Source organism: Streptomyces sp. NPDC001832 (assembly GCF_040297265.1).
Classification (GTDB): Bacteria; Actinomycetota; Actinomycetes; order Streptomycetales; family Streptomycetaceae; genus Streptomyces.
Genome location: NZ_JBEOYU010000001.1, coordinates 307,951 through 325,224, shown reverse-complemented (window position 1 = coordinate 325,224; position 17,274 = coordinate 307,951). Strand labels below are relative to the sequence as shown.

At 69.9% G+C, this 17,274-nt stretch carries 18 protein-coding genes and 1 riboswitch; of the genes, 10 read left to right on the top strand and 8 right to left on the bottom strand.

Going from position 1 to position 17,274, the window contains the following annotated elements; genetic code table 11:
* Positions 1-13: 13 nt before the first annotated feature.
* The 3 genes from macS (at position 14) to ABT115_RS01500 (ending at position 3,068) form a co-directional block, all read left to right on the top strand.
* Positions 14-1,237 (top strand): MacS family sensor histidine kinase, encoded by a 1,224-nt coding sequence (gene macS / locus ABT115_RS01510; protein ID WP_351782653.1) that lies wholly within the window; start codon positions 14-16, stop codon positions 1,235-1,237.
* Positions 1,234-1,926, top strand: coding sequence for a response regulator (locus ABT115_RS01505; RefSeq protein WP_351782650.1), 693 nt, complete (start codon positions 1,234-1,236; stop codon positions 1,924-1,926). Before macS ends, ABT115_RS01505 begins: the two co-directional genes overlap by 4 nt.
* Before the next feature lie 113 nt (positions 1,927-2,039).
* Complete coding sequence (locus ABT115_RS01500; RefSeq protein WP_351782647.1) at positions 2,040-3,068, top strand: 6-phosphofructokinase; 1,029 nt, start codon at positions 2,040-2,042, stop codon at positions 3,066-3,068.
* A gap of 86 nt (positions 3,069-3,154) precedes the next feature.
* On the opposite strand, the gene ABT115_RS01495 is transcribed toward ABT115_RS01500, so the two are convergent.
* Together ABT115_RS01495 and ABT115_RS01490 are read right to left on the bottom strand one after the other, a co-directional pair.
* On the bottom strand, positions 3,155-5,092 hold the full coding sequence (locus tag ABT115_RS01495; RefSeq protein WP_351782644.1) for an anthranilate synthase family protein: 1,938 nt from the start codon (positions 5,090-5,092) through the stop codon (positions 3,155-3,157).
* 93 nt (positions 5,093-5,185) lie between these two features.
* Positions 5,186-5,242: a trp operon leader peptide gene (locus tag ABT115_RS01490; RefSeq protein WP_107408160.1), complete on the bottom strand. Its 57-nt coding sequence runs from the start codon at positions 5,240-5,242 to the stop codon at positions 5,186-5,188.
* A 114-nt stretch (positions 5,243-5,356) separates the two neighbouring features.
* Between ABT115_RS01490 and ABT115_RS01485 the strand changes: the two genes are divergently transcribed.
* Together ABT115_RS01485 and ABT115_RS01480 are read left to right on the top strand one after the other, a co-directional pair.
* Positions 5,357-6,703, top strand: coding sequence for a class II 3-deoxy-7-phosphoheptulonate synthase (locus ABT115_RS01485; RefSeq protein ID WP_351783045.1), 1,347 nt, complete (start codon positions 5,357-5,359; stop codon positions 6,701-6,703).
* Between the two features lie 169 nt (positions 6,704-6,872).
* Positions 6,873-7,169, top strand: coding sequence for a (2Fe-2S)-binding protein (locus ABT115_RS01480; protein WP_351782641.1), 297 nt, complete (start codon positions 6,873-6,875; stop codon positions 7,167-7,169).
* Between the two features lie 12 nt (positions 7,170-7,181).
* Here ABT115_RS01480 and bfr read toward each other — a convergent pair whose 3' ends face one another.
* The gene (bfr, locus tag ABT115_RS01475) at positions 7,182-7,661 is read right to left on the bottom strand and encodes a bacterioferritin (RefSeq protein WP_351782638.1); all 480 of its coding nucleotides are present in this window, start codon (positions 7,659-7,661) and stop codon (positions 7,182-7,184) included.
* Between the two features lie 154 nt (positions 7,662-7,815).
* On the opposite strand from bfr, the gene ABT115_RS01470 reads away from it, so the two are divergent.
* Complete coding sequence (locus ABT115_RS01470; protein ID WP_351782635.1) at positions 7,816-8,448, top strand: sulfite oxidase-like oxidoreductase; 633 nt, start codon at positions 7,816-7,818, stop codon at positions 8,446-8,448.
* Positions 8,449-8,532: 84 nt separating this feature from the next.
* Here the strand turns inward: ABT115_RS01470 and ABT115_RS01465 are convergent, their stop codons facing one another.
* The 5 genes from ABT115_RS01465 to thiO form a co-directional block, all read right to left on the bottom strand.
* On the bottom strand, positions 8,533-9,390 hold the full coding sequence (locus ABT115_RS01465) for a deoxyribonuclease IV (RefSeq protein WP_351782632.1): 858 nt from the start codon (positions 9,388-9,390) through the stop codon (positions 8,533-8,535).
* 5 nt (positions 9,391-9,395) lie between these two features.
* Positions 9,396-11,300 carry a Stk1 family PASTA domain-containing Ser/Thr kinase gene (pknB, locus tag ABT115_RS01460; RefSeq protein ID WP_351782630.1) on the bottom strand — a complete coding sequence of 635 codons (1,905 nt, stop codon included), beginning with the start codon at positions 11,298-11,300 and terminating at the stop codon, positions 9,396-9,398.
* Between the two features lie 110 nt (positions 11,301-11,410).
* Positions 11,411-12,205 (bottom strand): thiazole synthase, encoded by a 795-nt coding sequence (locus tag ABT115_RS01455; RefSeq protein ID WP_351782627.1) that lies wholly within the window; start codon positions 12,203-12,205, stop codon positions 11,411-11,413.
* Positions 12,206-12,207: 2 nt separating this feature from the next.
* The gene (thiS, locus tag ABT115_RS01450; RefSeq protein ID WP_351782624.1) at positions 12,208-12,426 is read right to left on the bottom strand and encodes a sulfur carrier protein ThiS; all 219 of its coding nucleotides are present in this window, start codon (positions 12,424-12,426) and stop codon (positions 12,208-12,210) included.
* On the bottom strand, positions 12,423-13,607 hold the full coding sequence (thiO, locus tag ABT115_RS01445) for a glycine oxidase ThiO (RefSeq protein WP_351782621.1): 1,185 nt from the start codon (positions 13,605-13,607) through the stop codon (positions 12,423-12,425). Before thiO ends, thiS begins: the two co-directional genes overlap by 4 nt.
* Positions 13,605-13,718, bottom strand: a riboswitch (TPP riboswitch). It overlaps the preceding gene by 3 nt.
* A 165-nt stretch (positions 13,719-13,883) precedes the next feature.
* Between thiO and ABT115_RS01440 the strand changes: the two genes are divergently transcribed.
* The 4 genes from ABT115_RS01440 to metF all read left to right on the top strand — a co-directional run bounded on the left by ABT115_RS01440 (position 13,884) and on the right by metF (position 17,272).
* Complete coding sequence (locus ABT115_RS01440; protein ID WP_502969005.1) at positions 13,884-15,065, top strand: NAD(P)/FAD-dependent oxidoreductase; 1,182 nt, start codon at positions 13,884-13,886, stop codon at positions 15,063-15,065.
* A gap of 68 nt (positions 15,066-15,133) precedes the next feature.
* Positions 15,134-15,499 (top strand): Rv2175c family DNA-binding protein, encoded by a 366-nt coding sequence (locus tag ABT115_RS01435; RefSeq protein ID WP_351782616.1) that lies wholly within the window; start codon positions 15,134-15,136, stop codon positions 15,497-15,499.
* Between the two features lie 102 nt (positions 15,500-15,601).
* On the top strand, positions 15,602-16,255 hold the full coding sequence (gene thiE, locus ABT115_RS01430) for a thiamine phosphate synthase (RefSeq protein WP_351782613.1): 654 nt from the start codon (positions 15,602-15,604) through the stop codon (positions 16,253-16,255).
* Between the two features lie 99 nt (positions 16,256-16,354).
* On the top strand, positions 16,355-17,272 hold the full coding sequence (gene metF / locus ABT115_RS01425) for a methylenetetrahydrofolate reductase [NAD(P)H] (RefSeq protein ID WP_351782610.1): 918 nt from the start codon (positions 16,355-16,357) through the stop codon (positions 17,270-17,272).
* Positions 17,273-17,274: the final 2 nt, after the last annotated feature.

Here is a 17,274-nt window from a genome sequence, read left to right as displayed (position 1 = left end):
GGGGGGTGGGGAAGTGGCCAGGCGCGAGCGGGTCGTACGCATGTCGGTCGAGCAGCCGCTGTGGCGCGCGCTGACCGCGTACCGCATTCTGACGATGCTCTACGCGGTCCTGCTCGCCGTCTTCGGCCGGGACAGGTACGAACGGCCCTGGGTGGCCGTCGTCTTCCTGGTGGTGATGGTGGCCTGGACGCTCGGCACCCTCCCGAAGGTCGCGGGCGCCGTCGCCTGCACCAAACGCTTCCTCGGCGCCGATCTGGCCCTCGCCCTCGCCGGCATTCTCCTCACCCCGCTCGCCGACTTCGACGCCCAGCACATCGACGGTACGACGCTGCCGTCCATCTGGACCGCGGGTTCCGTGCTGGCCTTCGCCATCAAGGGCGGCTGGCGCTGGGCGGCCTTCGCCTCCACCTTCGTCGCCGTCGCCAACATCATCGAGCGCGGCGAGCCCAGCCGGGACACCTTCCACAACGTCCTGCTGGTCTGGGTCGCCTCCATCGCCATCGGTTACGTCGTCGAGGTGGCCAGGGCCAGTGAGCGCACCCTCGCCCGCGCCCTGGAGATCGAGGCCGCCACCCGCGAACGGGAACGGCTGGCCCGCGACATCCACGACGGCGTGCTCCAGGTCCTCGCGATGGTGCAGCGCCGCGGCACGGCGCTGGGCGGCGAGGCAGCCGAACTGGGCCGGATGGCCGGGGAACAGGAAGTCGCCCTGCGCACCCTGGTCTCCAGCGGTCTGGTGCCCACCACCCGGGTCTGCGAGGACGCCGCCGAAGGCGCCGTGGTCCGCAGCGTCGAGGTCGACGACGCCCCTTCCGGGCAGCCCGATTGCGATCTGCGCTCCCTGCTCGCCCCGCACGCCGGCTCCCGGATCAGCTTCGCGGAGCCGGGCGCACCGGTGCTGCTCGCTCACGGGGCGGCGAAGGAGCTGGCGGCCGCTGTCAGTGCCGCCCTGGACAATGTCAGGGTCCATGCGGGGGAGAACGCCCACGCCTGGATCCTCGTCGAGGACTGGCCGGACGAGGTGATCGTGACGGTCCGGGACGACGGCCCCGGCATCCGGGTCGGGCGGCTCGCCCAGGCCGAGCGGGAGGGGCGGATGGGAGTCGCCCTGTCCATCCGGGGAAGGCTGCGTGACCTGGGCGGCACGGCAGAGTTGACTTCGGTGCCCGGCCAGGGCACCGAAGTCGAGTTGAAGGTTCCGAAGGTTTCACGGGGGAAGGCAGGAACAGCAGGATGAGTACGGAGAACATTCAAGGTGCCGAGGAGCGGACCATCACGGTGATGGTCGTCGACGACCACCCGATGTGGCGCGACGCCGTCGCCCGCGATCTTTCCGAGTCCGGTTTCGAAGTGGTGGCGACCGCCGGTGACGGACCGCAGGCCGTCCGCAGGGCGAAGGCCGCCTCCCCCGACGTCCTCGTACTCGACCTCAACCTGCCCGGCATGCCCGGCGTTCAGGTCTGCAAGGAACTCGTCGGCTCCCACCCCGGGCTACGCGTCCTGGTGCTGTCCGCGAGCGGTGAGCACGCCGACGTACTGGAGGCGGTCAAGTCCGGCGCCACCGGATATCTGCTCAAGTCGGCCAGTACGCAGGAGCTGACCGAGGCCGTGCGGTCCACCGCCGTCGGCGACCCCGTCTTCACCCCGGGGCTGGCCGGGCTGGTCCTCGGCGAGTACCGCAGGCTCGCCTCCGCTCCCACACCGGTCGCCTCCGACGAACCCAAGGCCCCGCAGCTCACCGAGCGCGAGACCGAGGTGCTGCGGCTGGTCGCCAAGGGGCTCTCGTACAAGCAGATCGCCGAGCGTCTGGTCATCTCGCACCGCACCGTCCAGAACCACGTCCAGAACACCCTGGGCAAGCTCCAGTTGCACAATCGGGTGGAGCTCGTGCGTTACGCGATCGAGCGCGGCCTCGACGATGCCTGACCCATCCGCGCCCCCGTAATGCACCCAAATCGCCCCTCCGGGCCATCCCCGAGCGACCTGGACCACGAATAGCGTGGTCATCGGCGGGCTCACTTCGGCGAAGGGATGCTTCCATGCGGGTCGGAGTACTGACCGGGGGCGGCGACTGCCCCGGGCTCAATGCGGTCATCCGCGCCATCGTCCGCAAGGGCGTGCAGGAGTACGGCTACGACTTCATCGGATTCCGGGACGGCTGGCGCGGCCCGCTGGAGGGCGAGACGGTGCCGCTCTCCATCCCGGCCGTGCGTGGCATCCTGCCGCGCGGCGGCACCATCCTTGGTTCCTCGCGCACCAATCCGCTCAGCGCGGAGCACGGCGTCCGCCGGATCAGGGACAACCTCGCCAAGTACGAGGTCGATTCGCTCATCACGATCGGCGGCGAGGACACCCTCGGCGTGGCGGGGGCCCTGTTCGACGAACACGGCATCAAATGCGTCGGCGTTCCCAAGACCATCGACAACGACCTCTCGGCCACCGACTACACCTTCGGATTCGACACGGCCGTCTCCATCGCGACCGAGGCAATCGACCGGCTGCGCACCACCGCCGAATCCCATATGCGGGTCCTCGTCGTCGAGGTGATGGGCCGTCATGCGGGCTGGATCGCGCTCCACTCGGGGCTGGCCGGCGGCGCGAATGTCATCCTCATCCCGGAACAGCGCTTCGACATCGACCAGGTGTGCGCCTGGGTGACCTCCCGATTCGGCACGAGCTACGCACCGATCGTGGTGGTCGCCGAAGGTGCCATGCCTGCGCAGGGCGAGATGATCCTCAAGGACGGATCGCACGACTCCTTCGGTCATGTCCGGCTCTCCGGCGTCGGCGAATGGCTGGCCAAACAGATCGAGAGCCGCACCGGCAAGGAGGCCAGAACAACGGTCCTCGGCCATGTCCAGCGCGGCGGCACCCCCAGCGCCTACGACCGCTGGTTGGCCACCCGCTTCGGCCTGCACGCGATCGATGCCGTGCGGGATGGCGACTTCGGCGCGATGGTCGCCCTGAAGGGCACCGACATCGTCCGGGTGCCGATCGCGGTGGCGACCGCCCGACTGAAGACCGTCGATCCGGCCCTCTACTCGGAGGTGGGTGTCTTCTTCGGCTGAGCGGCGCACCGGGGACCGGGCGGCGCGCCGGGGGGGCGTGGGTCGTATATCCACCGTCGGAGCTCCTCCGGGGTCACGAGCCCCCTTCAGCCGGCCACCGGCAGCCCTGCCAGCAGCCCGGCCACGATCGTCGCGCCGCGTAGTGTCAGCACCGACTCCGGGTGGAACTGCACCGAGGCGAAGCCCGGACCGCGCAGCGCGTGCAGCTCCCCGGTCGCCTCGTCCAGGCTCGCCTCGACACCGTGCGCCGCCAGCTCGGTGACCGCGCCGTCGTCGCAGCGCGCGGTGAAGCTGTTGTAGAAGCCGACCGTCTCCGGCCGCCCGAACAGATCGATCCGGGTCTGCGTGCCCTGGTACGGCACGGTCTTGCGGACGATCTCCAGACCCAGCTCCGCCGCGATCAGCTCGTGGCCGAGGCAGACCCCCAGCAGCCCGTGCCGGTGATCACGGACCAGCTCCACGGCGAACTCGCGCAGCAGCCGCATCTTCGGGTCGGTGGTGTCATCCGGATCCCCGGGCCCGGGGCCCAGCACGACCGGACCCTCGTGTGCCCGTACGCGCTCGCGCAGCCCGGGCTCGTCGTAGCGGTGCACCGACACCTCCAGACCCGAGGAGCGCAGCAGATGCGCCAGCATCGCGGTGAAGGTGTCCTCACCGTCGATCACCAGCGCATGGCCGGACAGCTCGTGCGTACGCTCCTGCATCCGCAGCCAGAACGGCGCGAGACCGTCGCGCCGGGCGTCCAGCGCCGCCTGCACCCGCGGATCGCCCGTCAGTTGCGGACGTGCCGCCCCGTCCCGCGGCCGGCCGGGCCGCACCCCCAGTGCGGCCAGCACGCCGGCTGCCTTCGCACGGGTCTCGGCGACCTCGCTGTCCGGATCGGAGTGGCGTACGAGCGTCGCCCCGACCGGTACCTTCACATGCCCGTCGGCCGAGATGTCGGCGGTACGGATCAGGATCGGCGAGTCCAGGGTCTGCGCCCCGCCCGGCTCTTGCCGCAGCAGCGCCAGCGCGCCCGCGTAGTAGCCGCGGCCACCGGGCTCGTACCGCTCGATGACCCGGCAGGCGTTCTGTACGGGGGAGCCGGTGACCGTCGCCGCGAACATGGTCTCCTTCAGCACCTCCCGCACATCCAGCGAGGAACGCCCGCGCAGCTCGTACTCCGTGTGTGCGAGATGGGCCATCTCCTTGAGCCGCGGCCCGACCACCACCCCGCCCATGTCGCCGACGGTGCACATCATCTTGAGTTCCTCGTCGACCACCATGGAGAGCTCGTCCCTCTCCTTGCGGTCGGAGAGGAAGGCCAGCAGATTCTCGACGGTCGGGCCCTCGGCGGGGTAGCGGTACGTCCCGCTGATCGGGTTCATCACGACCGTCCCGCCGGACATCCGCACATGCACCTCGGGGCTGGCGCCGACCAGCGTCCGCCCACCCGTCACCCCTCGCCGCCCGGATGCGAAGGGCCCTTCGGGCCCGCTGTCACCTGTGTGTACGACGAACGTCCAGTACGCGCCCCGCTCACCGGCCAGCAGCTGCCGGAAGAGGGCCAGTGCGTCGGCCCGGCCGAAGCCGGGGATCTCGCCCCGGAAGGTCCGCCGGATGACGAAGTTCGCTCCCTCTCCCTGCCCGATCTCGTCCTCGATGACCCGCCGGACGATCCCGGCGTATTCCTCGTCGGGGACGTCGAAGGTGCCGCCCTCGACCCGCACCCCATGGACCGGCAGGTGGTCCAGCACCTCGGTCAGCGGCAGTTCGTACGTCTCCTGCGCGGCCAGCACGGACAGTGGCGTCCCGTCGTCGCGCGCATCGAAACCGCGCTCGGCGATCTGCCGGAACGGCACCAGGGCCAGCGAGGGCAGCGCACCGACCGGGAGATCGGCGAGCCGGTCCGCTTCGCGCACCGGGCCGATCAGCACCTCGACGGTGTCCTGGTCGTGGCCGGGGGTGCGTCGGCGCAGCAGCGCGAACGGCGGGCAGTCGTCACGCAGAAGCCTCTCGATGACGAGGTCGGTGCGGTGAGGCATGGGGGTGTTCCTTCCGGAGGGAGGAACGGCTCCCGAAACGCAGAGAAGGCCGCCCCTCGGGCGGCCTTCGCGTGGTCTGTTGCGCGCGATCGATCAGTGGGCCGCCGGATGAGCGGTCCACCACCAGTTCTGGTTTGTCTGCGCGAACATGTTCCGAACCCTAACGGATGACCAGCGGATGACCACGTCATCCGAGCGCGCGTCTCATCTGTTGAGCTTCCGGAGGGACGCACCGCCCGACCCCGTAATGTTGTCGATGTGACCGTGAACGCCAATACCTCCGTCGCCGGTGGCAACACCTGGCGAGACCTTCCCGCGGCGCAGCAGCCCGAGTACCCCGATGCCGAGGCTCTGCGCGATGTACTCGCGGACCTCGCGTCGTATCCGCCGCTCGTCTTCGCGGGCGAGTGCGACCAGCTGCGTGACCGCATGGGAGCCGTCGCCAAGGGCCAGGCGTTCCTGCTGCAGGGCGGTGACTGCGCCGAGGCCTTCGACGCCGTGTCGGCCGAGCACATCCGGGCCAAGCTGAAGACGCTGCTCCAGATGAGCGCCGTCCTGACCTACGCGGCGTCCGTACCCGTCGTCAAGGTGGGTCGGATCGCCGGGCAGTACTCCAAGCCGCGCTCCAAGTCGACCGAGACCCGCGACGGCGTCACCCTGCCGACCTACCGCGGAGACTCCGTCAACGGCTTCGCCTTCACCGAGGAAGCCCGCGTCCCGGACCCGGACCGGCTGAAGCAGATGTACCACGCATCCGCTTCCACGCTGAACCTGGTCCGCGCCTTCACCACTGGTGGTTACGCCGACCTGCGCCAAGTGCACGCCTGGAACCAGGACTTCGTGAAGTCGTCGCCGTCCGGCCAGCGCTACGAGGCGCTCGCCCGCGAGATCGACAACGCGCTGAACTTCATGAAGGCGTGCGGTACGGACCCGGCCGAGTTCAAGGCCGTCGAGTTCTACGCCTCGCACGAGGGTCTGCTGCTGGACTACGAGTCGGCACTGACCCGCACCGACTCGCGCACCGGCCAGCTGTACGACACCTCCGGCCACATGGTCTGGATCGGTGAGCGCACCCGCCAGATGGACGGCGCGCACATCGAGTTCGCCTCGAAGATCCGTAACCCCATCGGCGTCAAGCTCGGACCGACGACCACCGTCGAGGAGGCGCTCGGCTACATCGACCGCCTCGACCCGGAGCGCGAGCCCGGCCGACTGACCTTCATCGTCCGGATGGGCGCTGACAAGGTCCGCGACAAGCTCCCCGACCTGGTCGAGAAGGTCACCGCCTCCGGAGCCACCGTGGCGTGGGTGACCGACCCGATGCACGGCAACACCTTCGAGGCCGCCTCCGGCCACAAGACCCGTCGCTTCGACGACGTCCTGGACGAGGTCAAGGGCTTCTTCGAGGTGCACAAGGGCCTCGGCACGCACCCGGGCGGCATCCACGTCGAGCTCACCGGTGACGATGTCACCGAGTGCGTCGGCGGCGGACACGAGATCTTCGTGGACGATCTGCACCAGCGCTACGAGACGGCCTGCGATCCGCGGCTCAACCGCAGCCAGTCCCTCGACCTGGCGTTCCTGGTTGCCGAGATGTACCGGGACCAGTAGGCATCACCGCAGGTAGTGCGTGTACGACTGTGGGGCACGGATCGATGTGATCCGTGCCCCACAGGGCCTTCGGGGGCTTTCAACGGTTTTGGGCGCCGGGTAAGGTTAGGTTAGCCTCACCGATCAACGGGGTGGCAGCAACGACCGATCCCGCCGGGAGGTGAACCGCATGTACGTCTGCTCGTGTTTCGGTATTACGGACAAGCAGGTCAAGGAACATGCGGAAGCCGGGGCGTGCACGCCCCGGCAGATAGCCTCCGTCTGCAAGGCGGGCACGGACTGCGGCGGCTGCGTCCGTGCAATCCAGACCGTGCTCGGCCGCGGCGCCTGCCCGCGCCGCGAGCTGCTCGACCGGAAGCGGACGCCCGGCACCCCCGCCGACGCCGCCACGGACGCCGCACCCGAGACAGATCTGGGTACCTCCCCCGGTATCGCCCCGGGCATCCGTCTCTCCGAAGCAGCCTGATCCCGCCCGGGCTCAGCTGTCCGGCTGCTCGATCTGCTGGGCGATGTAGAGTGGCTCGCCGAGCTTCTCGATCAGTTCCAGCTGGGTGTCGAGGTAGTCGATGTGCTGCTCCTCGTCCTCCAGGATCGACTCAAAGATGTTCGCGGACGTGATGTCGCCCTTGCCGCGCATCAGCTCGATCCCGCGCTTGAGGCGGTCGATCGCCTCCACCTCGATCTGGCGGTCGGCCTGGAACATCTCGGTGACGGTCTCACCCACCCGCACGTGGAACAGGCGCTGGTAGTTGGGCAGCCCATCGAGGAAGAGGATGCGGTCCGTCAGGATCTCGGCGTGCTTCATCTCGTCGAACGACTCGGAGCGGGTGTATTTCGCGAGCTTCGTCCAGCCGAAGTTGTCCTGCATCTTTGCATGCAGGAAGTACTGATTGATGGCGGTCAACTCGGCGGTCAGCTGCTCGTTCAGGAACTCAAGGACCTCGGGGTCGCCCTGCATCGCAGAGGCTCCTTCCAACCGGTGAACTGGGCAAGTTGGCGGCATCCTCGCACCGCACCCCTTGATCGTCCAGTAAGTGCAGGCTTAGTACGAGTTGCCCGAATTGTCAGTACCTTGGTCGGGATCATCCCTTCCTGTCTGTCACCATGGAGTCATGGGTCAGCCGGAAAGCCGGGAAAACAGCGCGCCAGAGCAGTCCGAGCTTCCGCCGGGACAGCGACTCCAGCGCGGTTGGCCGGTTACCCACTACGGGCCCGTGCCCAAGTTCAAGCCCGACCGCTGGGATTTCCGGGTCTTCGGTGCCACGGCGGACGGCGAGAAGCACTGCTGGAGCCATCAGGAGTTCTCGGTGCTGCCGTTCACCTCGGTCGTTGCCGACCTGCACTGCGTCACCAAATTCAGCATGCTCGACGCCGAATGGGGCGGAGTGCTCGCCCGTACGGTCCTGGAACTCGCGCCACCCGCGCCGAACGTCACCCATGTGATGGTCTGGGCCGAGTACGGATTCAGCTCGAACCTTCGGCTTTCCGACTTCGCCTCGGACCGAACACTTTTCGCCACTCACAAGGGCGGTGAGCTGCTCACCGCCGAGCACGGCTTCCCGCTCCGGCTCGTCGTGCCGCATCTCTATGCCTGGAAGGGGCCCAAGTGGGTCCGGGGTGTCGAGTACATGACGGCCGACCGCCGCGGCTTCTGGGAGGAGCGCGGCTATCACAACATCGGCGACCCATGGAGCGAGCAGCGCTACTCCTACCAGGAAGAGCCCGGGGACGGCCCCGAGCTCTGACCCGACGGCTGTCGGCGGGCCCCCCTGACCATATGACCCCATGGGGTGTTCCTCGCTGGGGAAACCAGTGCGGGGCCGAGGTCCTCAGCCCCGGTCGCGCAGCCCCTTCAGCCGCGCTACATCCGCCGCATGACCTTCCTTGCCGCCCGGCGTCTCGATGATCAGCGGTACACCGGCGGTCGCCGGATGAGTGAAAAGCTCCCGGAACGGCTCCTCGCCGATGTGCCCGGCGCCGATGTTCTCGTGCCGGTCCTTGTGGGCTCCCACCACATCCTTGGAGTCATTGGCATGGATCAGTTTCAGCCGGCCCTCGCCCACGGTGTCCACCAGCAGGTCCAGGGTCTGCCGCATGCCCGCCGGGCCCGTCAGATCGTGGCCCGCCGCGTAGATATGGCAGGTGTCGAGGCAGATGCCGAGCTTGGGGTGGGCGTCGAGCGCGTCGAAGTACAGGCCGAAGTCCCAGATCCGGGAGCAGAGCGAGAACCCCTGCCCGGCAGTCGACTCAAGCAGCAGATACGGGTCGTCGTCGTGTGTCAGTTCGTCCAGGAGCGGCCGCATGTGCGTGCGTACCTGTGCGAGGGCCTGCTCGCGTGGCCGGCCGCCGGTCGCCGATCCCGTGTGCACCACGACGCCCAGGGCGCCGATCTCACGGGCCCGGCGCAGTGAGTGCCGCAACGATTCCACGGAATTCTCGAGCGTGGCCTCGGTGTGCGAACCGAAGTTGATCAGATATGGAGCGTGCACGTACGCCGGTATGGAGGCGGCGGCGCATTCGGCGCGGAACCGCTCGTCCTGGGCCGGGTTGCCGACCGGCGTCGCCCAGCCGCGCGGGTTGGCGACGAAGACCTGGACGGCCTCCGCCCCTATCGTGTGGGCGTAGGCGAGGCCGACCTTGGCGAGGCCGCCGGCCACGGGGACATGGCCGCCGACTGGGTTGCGCATAAATACTAGAGTCCCTTGGTCTTGATGGTGATGGTGCTGCCCTCAGGGGCCTGTTCGCCGCCGTCGACGGACTGGCTCGCGATCGTGTCGCTGAAGGAGAGGAACGGGCGGTCGACCTTGACCTCGAAGCCCGCGTCCTCCAGCTCGCTCCTGGCGTCGTCGACGTTCTTCCCTGTGACGTCCGGGACATCGATCATCCGCGGCCCCTTGGAGACCGTGAGCGTGATGGTGTCGCCCTCGACGGCCTGGCTGCCAGCGGCCGGCGACTGATGGGCGATGTCGCCGGCGACCTCGGGGGAGTTGATCCGGTCGGGCAGTGCCTCGGCCTTCAGCCCCTCCTCCTCCAGCGCGGCGGTGGCGTCCTCGACGGAAAGCCCGGTGACATCGGGGACATCGACCGGAGCACCCTTGCTGACGACCAGGGCGACCGCGGAGTCGGAGTGGCGCTCGGTGCCCGCCACGGGGTTCGTACGGATCACGTCGCCCCGTTCCGTCTCCTCGCTGAACTCCTTGGTGACCATGCCGGGGACCAGGCCGGCCTCCTTCAGCTCGCGCCTGGCGTCGGCGAGTGAGAGGCCCTGGACATCGGGCACCTTCACGATCTCGGGGCCACGCGACACGACGAGCGTCACCGCGTCGTTCCCCCGGATGCGGGCGCCGGACTCGGGGTCGCTGCTGATGACCTTGCCGCGCTCGACGGTGTCGCTGTAGGCCCGCTTCACGCTCTTGAGTTCCAGGCCGGCGTCCGAGAGCCGTGCCTGGGCGGTCTTCTCGGTCTGGCCGAGCACGGAGGGGACCTGGGTGAACTGCCCGGAGTTGATGTACCAGACGCCGGTGCCGATCCCCAGTGCAAGCAGCACGGCGACGACCACGGCGATGACGGGGCGCTGCGGACCGCGGCGGCGCCCCTCGTACGGGGCGGGCTGCGGTGGCATTTCCAGCCGGCTGGTGTGATGGGCGACGCCCTGGTCGGCCGGGAGCAGCCGCGGGATCACGCTCGTACGGTCCTCGGCGGCGTCGTGCGCCTCGGCGAGGGCCTGCGGCGGTACGGCGTCCAGCTGGGCGTCGGTGAGGCCGGAGCGGGCCTCGCGAGTCTCGGCGAGCAGCGCCACCGCGTCGAACGGGCGCCCCTGGGGGGCACGGGCGGTGGCGCTCGCCACCAGGTCGTCGAGCTCGACGGGGAGCCCCGGGACGACGGCTGACGGGGCCGGGACGTCCTCGTTGAGGTGCTGGTAGATGACCTGGGCGGGAGTGTCACCGGCATGCGGTTTGGATCCGGTCAGCATCTCGTACAGGACGACACCGCAGGCGTACACATCGGTGCGGGTGTCCGCCGTGCCCTGATCTATCTGCTCGGGGGCGAGATAGGAGACGGTGCCCAGGACGGACCCGGTGGTGTTGGTGACGGCGCCCACTGCCCGTACGAGACCGAAGTCGGCGACCTTGACCCGGCCGTCGTCCCCTATCAGGACGTTCTCCGGCTTCATGTCGCGGTGCACGAAGCCCGCCCGGTGCGCGGCGCCGAGGGCGGCCAGGACCGGCTCCAGGATGTCCAGCGCGGCCCTCGGCTGCAGGGCGCCGCGCTCGCGCAGCACGTCGCGCAGGGTGCAGCCCGCGACGTACTCCATCGCGAGGTAGACGTACTGCCCCTGGGCGCCCTGGTCGAAGACCGCGACCACATTGGGGTGCGCGAGCCGGGCCACGGACTTGGCCTCGCGTATGAAGCGCTCGACGAACGAGGCGTCGGTGGCGAGCGCCGGGTGCATCACCTTGAGGGCGAGCACCCGGTCGAGCCGGGTGTCCACGGCCCGGTAGACCGTGGCCATGCCGCCCACGGCGATGCGGGCATCGACGCGGTAGCGGCCGTCGAGCAGCTGCCCGACGAGAGGGTCCTGGAGGGTCGTATCCACGCATGCGAGTCTACGAGCCGCCACGGACACGGCCCACTCGCCGGGGCAGCCCCGGGCCGTACTGCAGCCGAGCCGTGACAGGGACACGCGGCCCACGGCACCCCGGTGGGTCAGAACGCCGGGCGCTCCGGGTCCAGCACCGCGCGTCCCTCCACCGGCGACGAGGCCTCGGCGAAGTGGCGGCGCGGGATACGGCCCGCGCGGTACGCCAGCCGCCCGCCCTCCACCGCGTGCCGCATCGCCGCGGCCATCAGTTCGGGCTCCTGGGCCCTGGTCACCGCCGACGCCAGCATCACCGCCGCGCACCCCAGCTCCATCGCCAGCGCCGCGTCCGAGGCCGTCCCGGCACCCGCGTCGAGAATCACCGGCACCCGGGCCTGCTCGACGATCAGCTGGAAGTTGTGCGGATTGCGGATGCCGAGGCCGGAGCCGATGGGGGAGCCGAGCGGCATGACCGCCGCGCACCCCACGTCCTGGAGCCTGCGGGCCAGCACCGGATCGTCATTGGTGTACGGCAGCACCGTGAAGCCGTCGTCCACCAGGGTCTCCGCGGCGTCCAGCAGTTCGATCGGGTCGGGCAGCAGGGTGCGCTCGTCGGCCACCACCTCCAGCTTGATCCAGTCGGTGCCGAGCGCCTCGCGGGCCAGTCGGGCGGTCAGTACGGCCTCGCCCGCGGTGAAGCAGCCCGCCGTGTTGGGCAGGACCCGGATGGAGAGTCGCTGGAGCACGGAGAGCACCGAGCCCTGGACGGTCGGATCGAGGCGGCGCATCGCGACGGTGGTCAGCTCGGTGCCGGAGGCGGTCAGGGAGCGTTCCAGCACGTCGAGGCCGGGTGCCCCGCCGGTCCCCATGATCAGCCGGGAGCCGAAGGTGATGTCGCCGAGGACGAAGAGGTCGTCGGACATGGTCAGCCTCCCTGGACCGCGGTCAGGACCTCGATGCGGTCACCGTCGCTGAGTGCGGCGGTGGGCCACTGGCCGCGCGGGACGACGGTCTCGTTGACGGCGGCCGCGACGCCGGAGTGCGCGGCGGTCAGGGTGGCGACAAGGGTGTCCAGGGTGGTGCCCGCGGCGAGGAAACGGACCTCGCCGTTCACGGACACGGAGAGCGGTGCGGGCTCGGTCATGCGGACTGCTCCTGACGTACGGAGGCGGCGGCGGACGAGAAACGGTGTGGGGTGAAGGGGCGGGCCAGCTCGGGCAGCTCGCCCTCGGCCAGCAGCTGAGCCATGACGTCACCGGTGACGGGGGTGAGCAGCACCCCGTTGCGGTGGTGGCCGGTGGCGAGGTGGAGGCCGGGCAGGGCGGTGGGCCCGAGCAGCGGGGCGTTGTCGGGGGAGGCGGGGCGCAGGCCGGCCCGGGTCTCGGTGAGCGGTAGTTCGGTGATGCCGGGCACCAGTTCGTGGGCATCCCGCAGCAGCTCGTAGACGCCGCCCGCGGTGACGGTGGTGTCCCAGCCCATCTCCTCGGTGGTGGCGCCGACGACCAGTTCGCCGTTCTCGCGCGGTACGAGATAGACATGGCTGCCCCGGACGACGGCCCGGACCGTCCGGGTGAGGAAGGGTGCGTACACGGCGGGCACGGTCAGCCGCAGCACCTGCCCCTTCACCGGCCGGACCGGCGGTACGACCTCGTCCGGCAGCCCCGGGAGCCGGCCGCTGAGGCTGCCCGCGGCGAGCACGACCTGGTCGGCGGCGAGCTCCGTACCCCCGGCGAGTACGGCTCCGGCGGCCTGGTCGCGCATCACCGTCAGACGCTCCACCCAGCCGCGGTGGAAGACCACCCCTGCCCGTTCGCAGGCGGTCAGCAGCGCGGCGGCCAGCCGACGGGGGTCGATCTGATGGTCGCCGTCGACCCGCAGACCGCCGCGGACGCCCGGCGCGAGCATCGGCTCCAGGCGACGGCATTCGCGGCCGGTGAGCCACTGCGAATCCAGGCCCGACCGCTGCTGCAGGGCGTGCAGCTCCCGCAGATGGGCACGGTCGTCGGAGTCCAGCGCGACGGCCAGGGTGCCGCAGGCGCGGAAGCCGGTCTCCTGTCCGCTCGCCGCCTCCAGCTCGGCCACGAAGGCCGGATAGCGGGCGGCCGAGGCGACATTGAGGCCCAGCAGCATCTGTTCGCCGTAGTGGAGTTCGGTGACGGCGGCCAGCATGCCGGCAGCCACTCGGGCGGCCCCGCCGCCCGGTTCGGGATCGACGACCGCGGTGCCCAGTCCGCGTTGCGCGGCCCGCCAGGCGGTCACCAGACCGATGATCCCGCCCCCGATGACAAGGACGTCGGATCCGTTTTTGTTCCGAGAAGAACGCATGGGCGTCCAGCCCCTCCCTTCGCCGGCATGACCCGGATCAGGTTCGTACGGTCGGAGGCCGCCGCAGCCTCCCTCTCAGCCCGGTGCGTCCGGGCTCCCGCGAGTGTTTCCGTCGGCCACCCTAAACCCCGTCCCTCGCGGGACGAGCACGGTGGAAGAACTCCCCCCTTCCCTGACGATCCGTCAGATGCTTAAGGTGTACGGGTGAGCGAGCAGCGGCAGTCAGAGCAGCAGGACCGGCGGGCCGGGCGCCGCGTCGTCATCGTCGGCGCGGGCATGGCCGGCGTGCAGACGGCGGTGGCCCTGCGGGAACAGGGCTTCGCCGGCCCCGTCACCCTGATCGGCGCCGAGCCGCACCAGCCCTACGACCGGCCTCCGCTGTCCAAGGCGGTGCTGCTCGGCAAGGCCGAGGGCTCCGCCTTCGATGTCGACTTCGAGGCGCTGGACATCGATCTGCAACTGGGCCGCGAGGTCGCCGGTGTGCGGCCGGGCGCGCATGAGCTGGACACCCTGTCAGGGCCCGTTCCCTACGACGTCCTGGTGATCGCGACCGGCGCCGAACCGGTCGTCCTGCCCGGTGCCGAGGGAGTTCCCGGGGTCCATCTGCTGCGCACCCTCGACGACGCGGCACGGCTGCGGCCCGTCCTCGACCGGCAGCACGGTGTCGTGGTCGTCGGCGCGGGCTGGATCGGTGCCGAATTCGCCACCGCGGCCCGCGCCGCCGGCTGCGAGGTCACCGTCGTCGAGGCCGCCGACCGGCCCCTCGCGGGCGCGCTGCCCGCCGAGGTCGCCGCTCCGATGACCGCCTGGTACGCCGAGAGCGGCGCCGAACTCCTCACCGGAGCCCGGGTCGCCCGCATCGAACCCGGCCGGGTGATCCTCGCGGACGGCCGCACGATCCCGGCCGGAGCGGTCGTCGTCGGAATCGGCGCACGGCCCGCCACCGGCTGGCTGGCCGACTCCGGCATCGCGCTCGGCCCCGACGGATCGGTGACCGCCGACGGGGCGCTGCGCACCTCGCTGCCCGATGTGTACGCGGTCGGTGACTGCGCCTCGTTCCCCTCCGCCCGGTACGGCGAACGCCTTCTCATCCACCACTGGGACAACGCCCTCCAGGGCCCGCGGACCGCCGCCGCCAACATCATCGGGGCGGGGGCCGAGGACGGCCCGGCGCCGCAGACGTACGACCCCGTGCCGTACTTCTGGTCCGAGCAGTTCGACCGGTTCGTGCAGTACGCGGGCCATCACGGGAGCGCCGACACCCTGTTGTGGCGCGGCGATCCGGCCGGTCCCTCCTGGTCGGTGTGCTGGCTGCGGGACGGCGTCCTGGTCGCGGTCCTCGCCGTCGGCCGGCCACGTGATCTGGCGCAGGGGCGCAAGCTCATCGAGGCGGGGGTGCGGCTCGATCCGGCACGGGCCGCCGACCCCTCCGTACCGCTGAAGTCGGCAACCCTCTGACGCGTTCCGTACCCCCGTACGGTCGGCCTGGCTACCGACTGTCGGTCCGGGATGGCACGCTTGTCCCTGTGACCGAGATTGACGCAAAGATCGATGCTCTCGTCCCCGCCTGGCTCCACCTTCCCGACATCGCCGAAATGCTCGGTGTCGAGGTGACACGCGTGCGGCAGCTGGTCAAGGAGGGCCAGCTCATCGCCGTACGCCGTGGTGAGAACCGGGCGCTCCAGGTGCCCGCCGCCTTCGTCGCGGGCAACAAGGTGGTCAAGGGCCTCTCCGGAACCCTGACGCTCCTGAAGGACGACGGCTTCACCGACGAAGAGATGCTGGAATGGCTCTTCACCCCCGACCCGACCCTGCCGGGCACCCCTGCCCAGGCGCTGAGCGAGAATCGCGGCACGGAGGTGAAGCGCCGCGCCCAGGCGCTCGCCGTCTGACCGCAGGCCGCATGTGAGGGTGCGGGCCGCGCTGCAGTGCGGCCCGCATCCCCGCGCCGTACCGGCAACCGCTCCACAACGCTCTCCAGGGGGAACCGCACCATGTCCACGCCTCGCGCCCTGCTGTCCGATGCCCGGCTCTATCTGTGCACGGACGCCCGCAGGCGCCAAGGTGACCTCCCCGAGTTCCTCGACGCCGTCCTCTCCAGCGGGGTGGACATCGTCCAGTTGCGCGACAAGAGCATGGAAGCGGCCGAGGAGATCGAACACCTGGCGGTCTTCGCCGAAGCCTGCAGGCGCCACGGCAAGCTCCTCGCGGTGAACGACCGGGCTGACGTCGCCCACGCCACCGGCTCCGATGTACTGCACCTCGGCCAGGGCGACCTGCCGGTCCCCGCCGCCCGCGCCATCATCGGCCAGGACGTGGTGATCGGCCGCTCCACCCACGCCGAGTCCGAGGTCGACGCTGCCGTCGCCGAGCCCGGCGTGGACTACTTCTGCACCGGCCCCTGCTGGCCCACCCCGACCAAGCCCGGCCGGCACGCACCGGGCCTGGACCTCGTGCGGTACGCAGCGTCGCTGCACCAGCGGCGCCCCTGGTTCGCCATCGGCGGGATCGACGCGAGCAATCTCGATGAGGTGCTGGACGCCGGAGCGCGCCGGGTGGTCGTCGTACGGGCGATCACCGAGGCCACCGATCCGGCCGCCGCCACCGCCGAGCTGGCCAAGAGAATCCGGGCGCGCGCCGGAGCGTGATTCGGCCAGATGTCCGAAGGGTGGACAAACAACCGGTCAATTCGGGCAATTAACGCTGGCCTGGTCCTGTGGCCGTCGCGCTCTGGTTAACCTGCCGGTATGGCCCTTGGCACACCCTCTACCAGGACAGACCACGCGCGCACGGTGCGTGAGTTCCTCGCTACCGGCAAGACTTCGTATTCGTTCGAGTTCTGGGCGCCCAAGACCGAGAAGGGTGAGCGGAATCTCTGGAATGCGCTGCGCCGCGTCGAGGCGGTGGGACCGAGCTTCGTCTCCGTGACCTACGGGGCCGGTGGCTCCACCCGTGCCGGGACGGTCAAGGCCACCCAGCAGATCGCCGCCGATTCCACCCTCACCCCGGTCGCGCACCTCACGGCGGTCAACCACTCCGTCGCCGAGCTGCGCAACATGATCGGGCAGTACGCCGACGCCGGGATCCGGAACATCCTCGCCGTGCGCGGAGACCCGCCCGGCGACCCGATGGGCGAGTGGGTCGAGCACCCGCAGGGCTTGCGGTACGCGGCCGATCTCGTCCGGCTCATCAAGGAATCCGGCGATTTCTGTGTCGGCGTCGCGGCATTTCCCGAGATGCACCCGCGCTCGACCGACTGGGACACCGACATCCGGCATTTCGTGGACAAGTGCCGCGCCGGTGCCGACTATGCGATCACCCAGATGTTCTTCAATCCGGAGGACTATTTGCGGATGCGTGACCGCGTGGTCGCTGCGGGTTGCGAAACGCCGATCATTCCCGAGGTCATGCCGCTGACCAGCGTCAAGCAGTTGGACCGGTTTGCGCAACTCAGCAACGCGTCTTTCCCTTCCGCGCTGAAAGAACGCATCCTCGCCGTCAAGGATGATCCCGCCGCTGTACGCTCCATTGGCATCGACTTCGCAACGCAGTTCTGCGCGAGGCTGCGATCCGAGGGTGTCCCCGGACTGCACTTCATTACGCTCAACAACTCGACGGCGACGCTCGAAATCTACGAGAATCTCGGACTGCACAAGCAGTCGTGACC

What these genes read in the sequence shown, in the direction of transcription:
- bfr (WP_351782638.1), bottom strand. Translation starts at nt 7,661, where the DNA reads ATGCAGGGCGACCCCGAGGTCCTTGAGTTCCTGAACGAGCAGCTGACC.
- thiE (WP_351782613.1), top strand. Translation starts at nt 15,602, where the DNA reads ATGTCCACGCCTCGCGCCCTGCTGTCCGATGCCCGGCTCTATCTGTGC.
- ABT115_RS01465 (WP_351782632.1), bottom strand. Translation starts at nt 9,390, where the DNA reads ATGCGCAACCCAGTCGGCGGCCATGTCCCCGTGGCCGGCGGCCTCGCC.
- ABT115_RS01455 (WP_351782627.1), bottom strand. Translation starts at nt 12,205, where the DNA reads ATGTCCGACGACCTCTTCGTCCTCGGCGACATCACCTTCGGCTCCCGG.
- thiS (WP_351782624.1), bottom strand. Translation starts at nt 12,426, where the DNA reads ATGACCGAGCCCGCACCGCTCTCCGTGTCCGTGAACGGCGAGGTCCGT.
- thiO (WP_351782621.1), bottom strand. Translation starts at nt 13,607, where the DNA reads ATGCGTTCTTCTCGGAACAAAAACGGATCCGACGTCCTTGTCATCGGG.
- ABT115_RS01495 (WP_351782644.1), bottom strand. Translation starts at nt 5,092, where the DNA reads ATGCCTCACCGCACCGACCTCGTCATCGAGAGGCTTCTGCGTGACGAC.
- ABT115_RS01480 (WP_351782641.1), top strand. Translation starts at nt 6,873, where the DNA reads ATGTACGTCTGCTCGTGTTTCGGTATTACGGACAAGCAGGTCAAGGAA.
- ABT115_RS01470 (WP_351782635.1), top strand. Translation starts at nt 7,816, where the DNA reads ATGGGTCAGCCGGAAAGCCGGGAAAACAGCGCGCCAGAGCAGTCCGAG.
- ABT115_RS01505 (WP_351782650.1), top strand. Translation starts at nt 1,234, where the DNA reads ATGAGTACGGAGAACATTCAAGGTGCCGAGGAGCGGACCATCACGGTG.
- ABT115_RS01500 (WP_351782647.1), top strand. Translation starts at nt 2,040, where the DNA reads ATGCGGGTCGGAGTACTGACCGGGGGCGGCGACTGCCCCGGGCTCAAT.
- metF (WP_351782610.1), top strand. Translation starts at nt 16,355, where the DNA reads ATGGCCCTTGGCACACCCTCTACCAGGACAGACCACGCGCGCACGGTG.
- ABT115_RS01440 (WP_502969005.1), top strand. Translation starts at nt 13,884, where the DNA reads ATGGCCGGCGTGCAGACGGCGGTGGCCCTGCGGGAACAGGGCTTCGCC.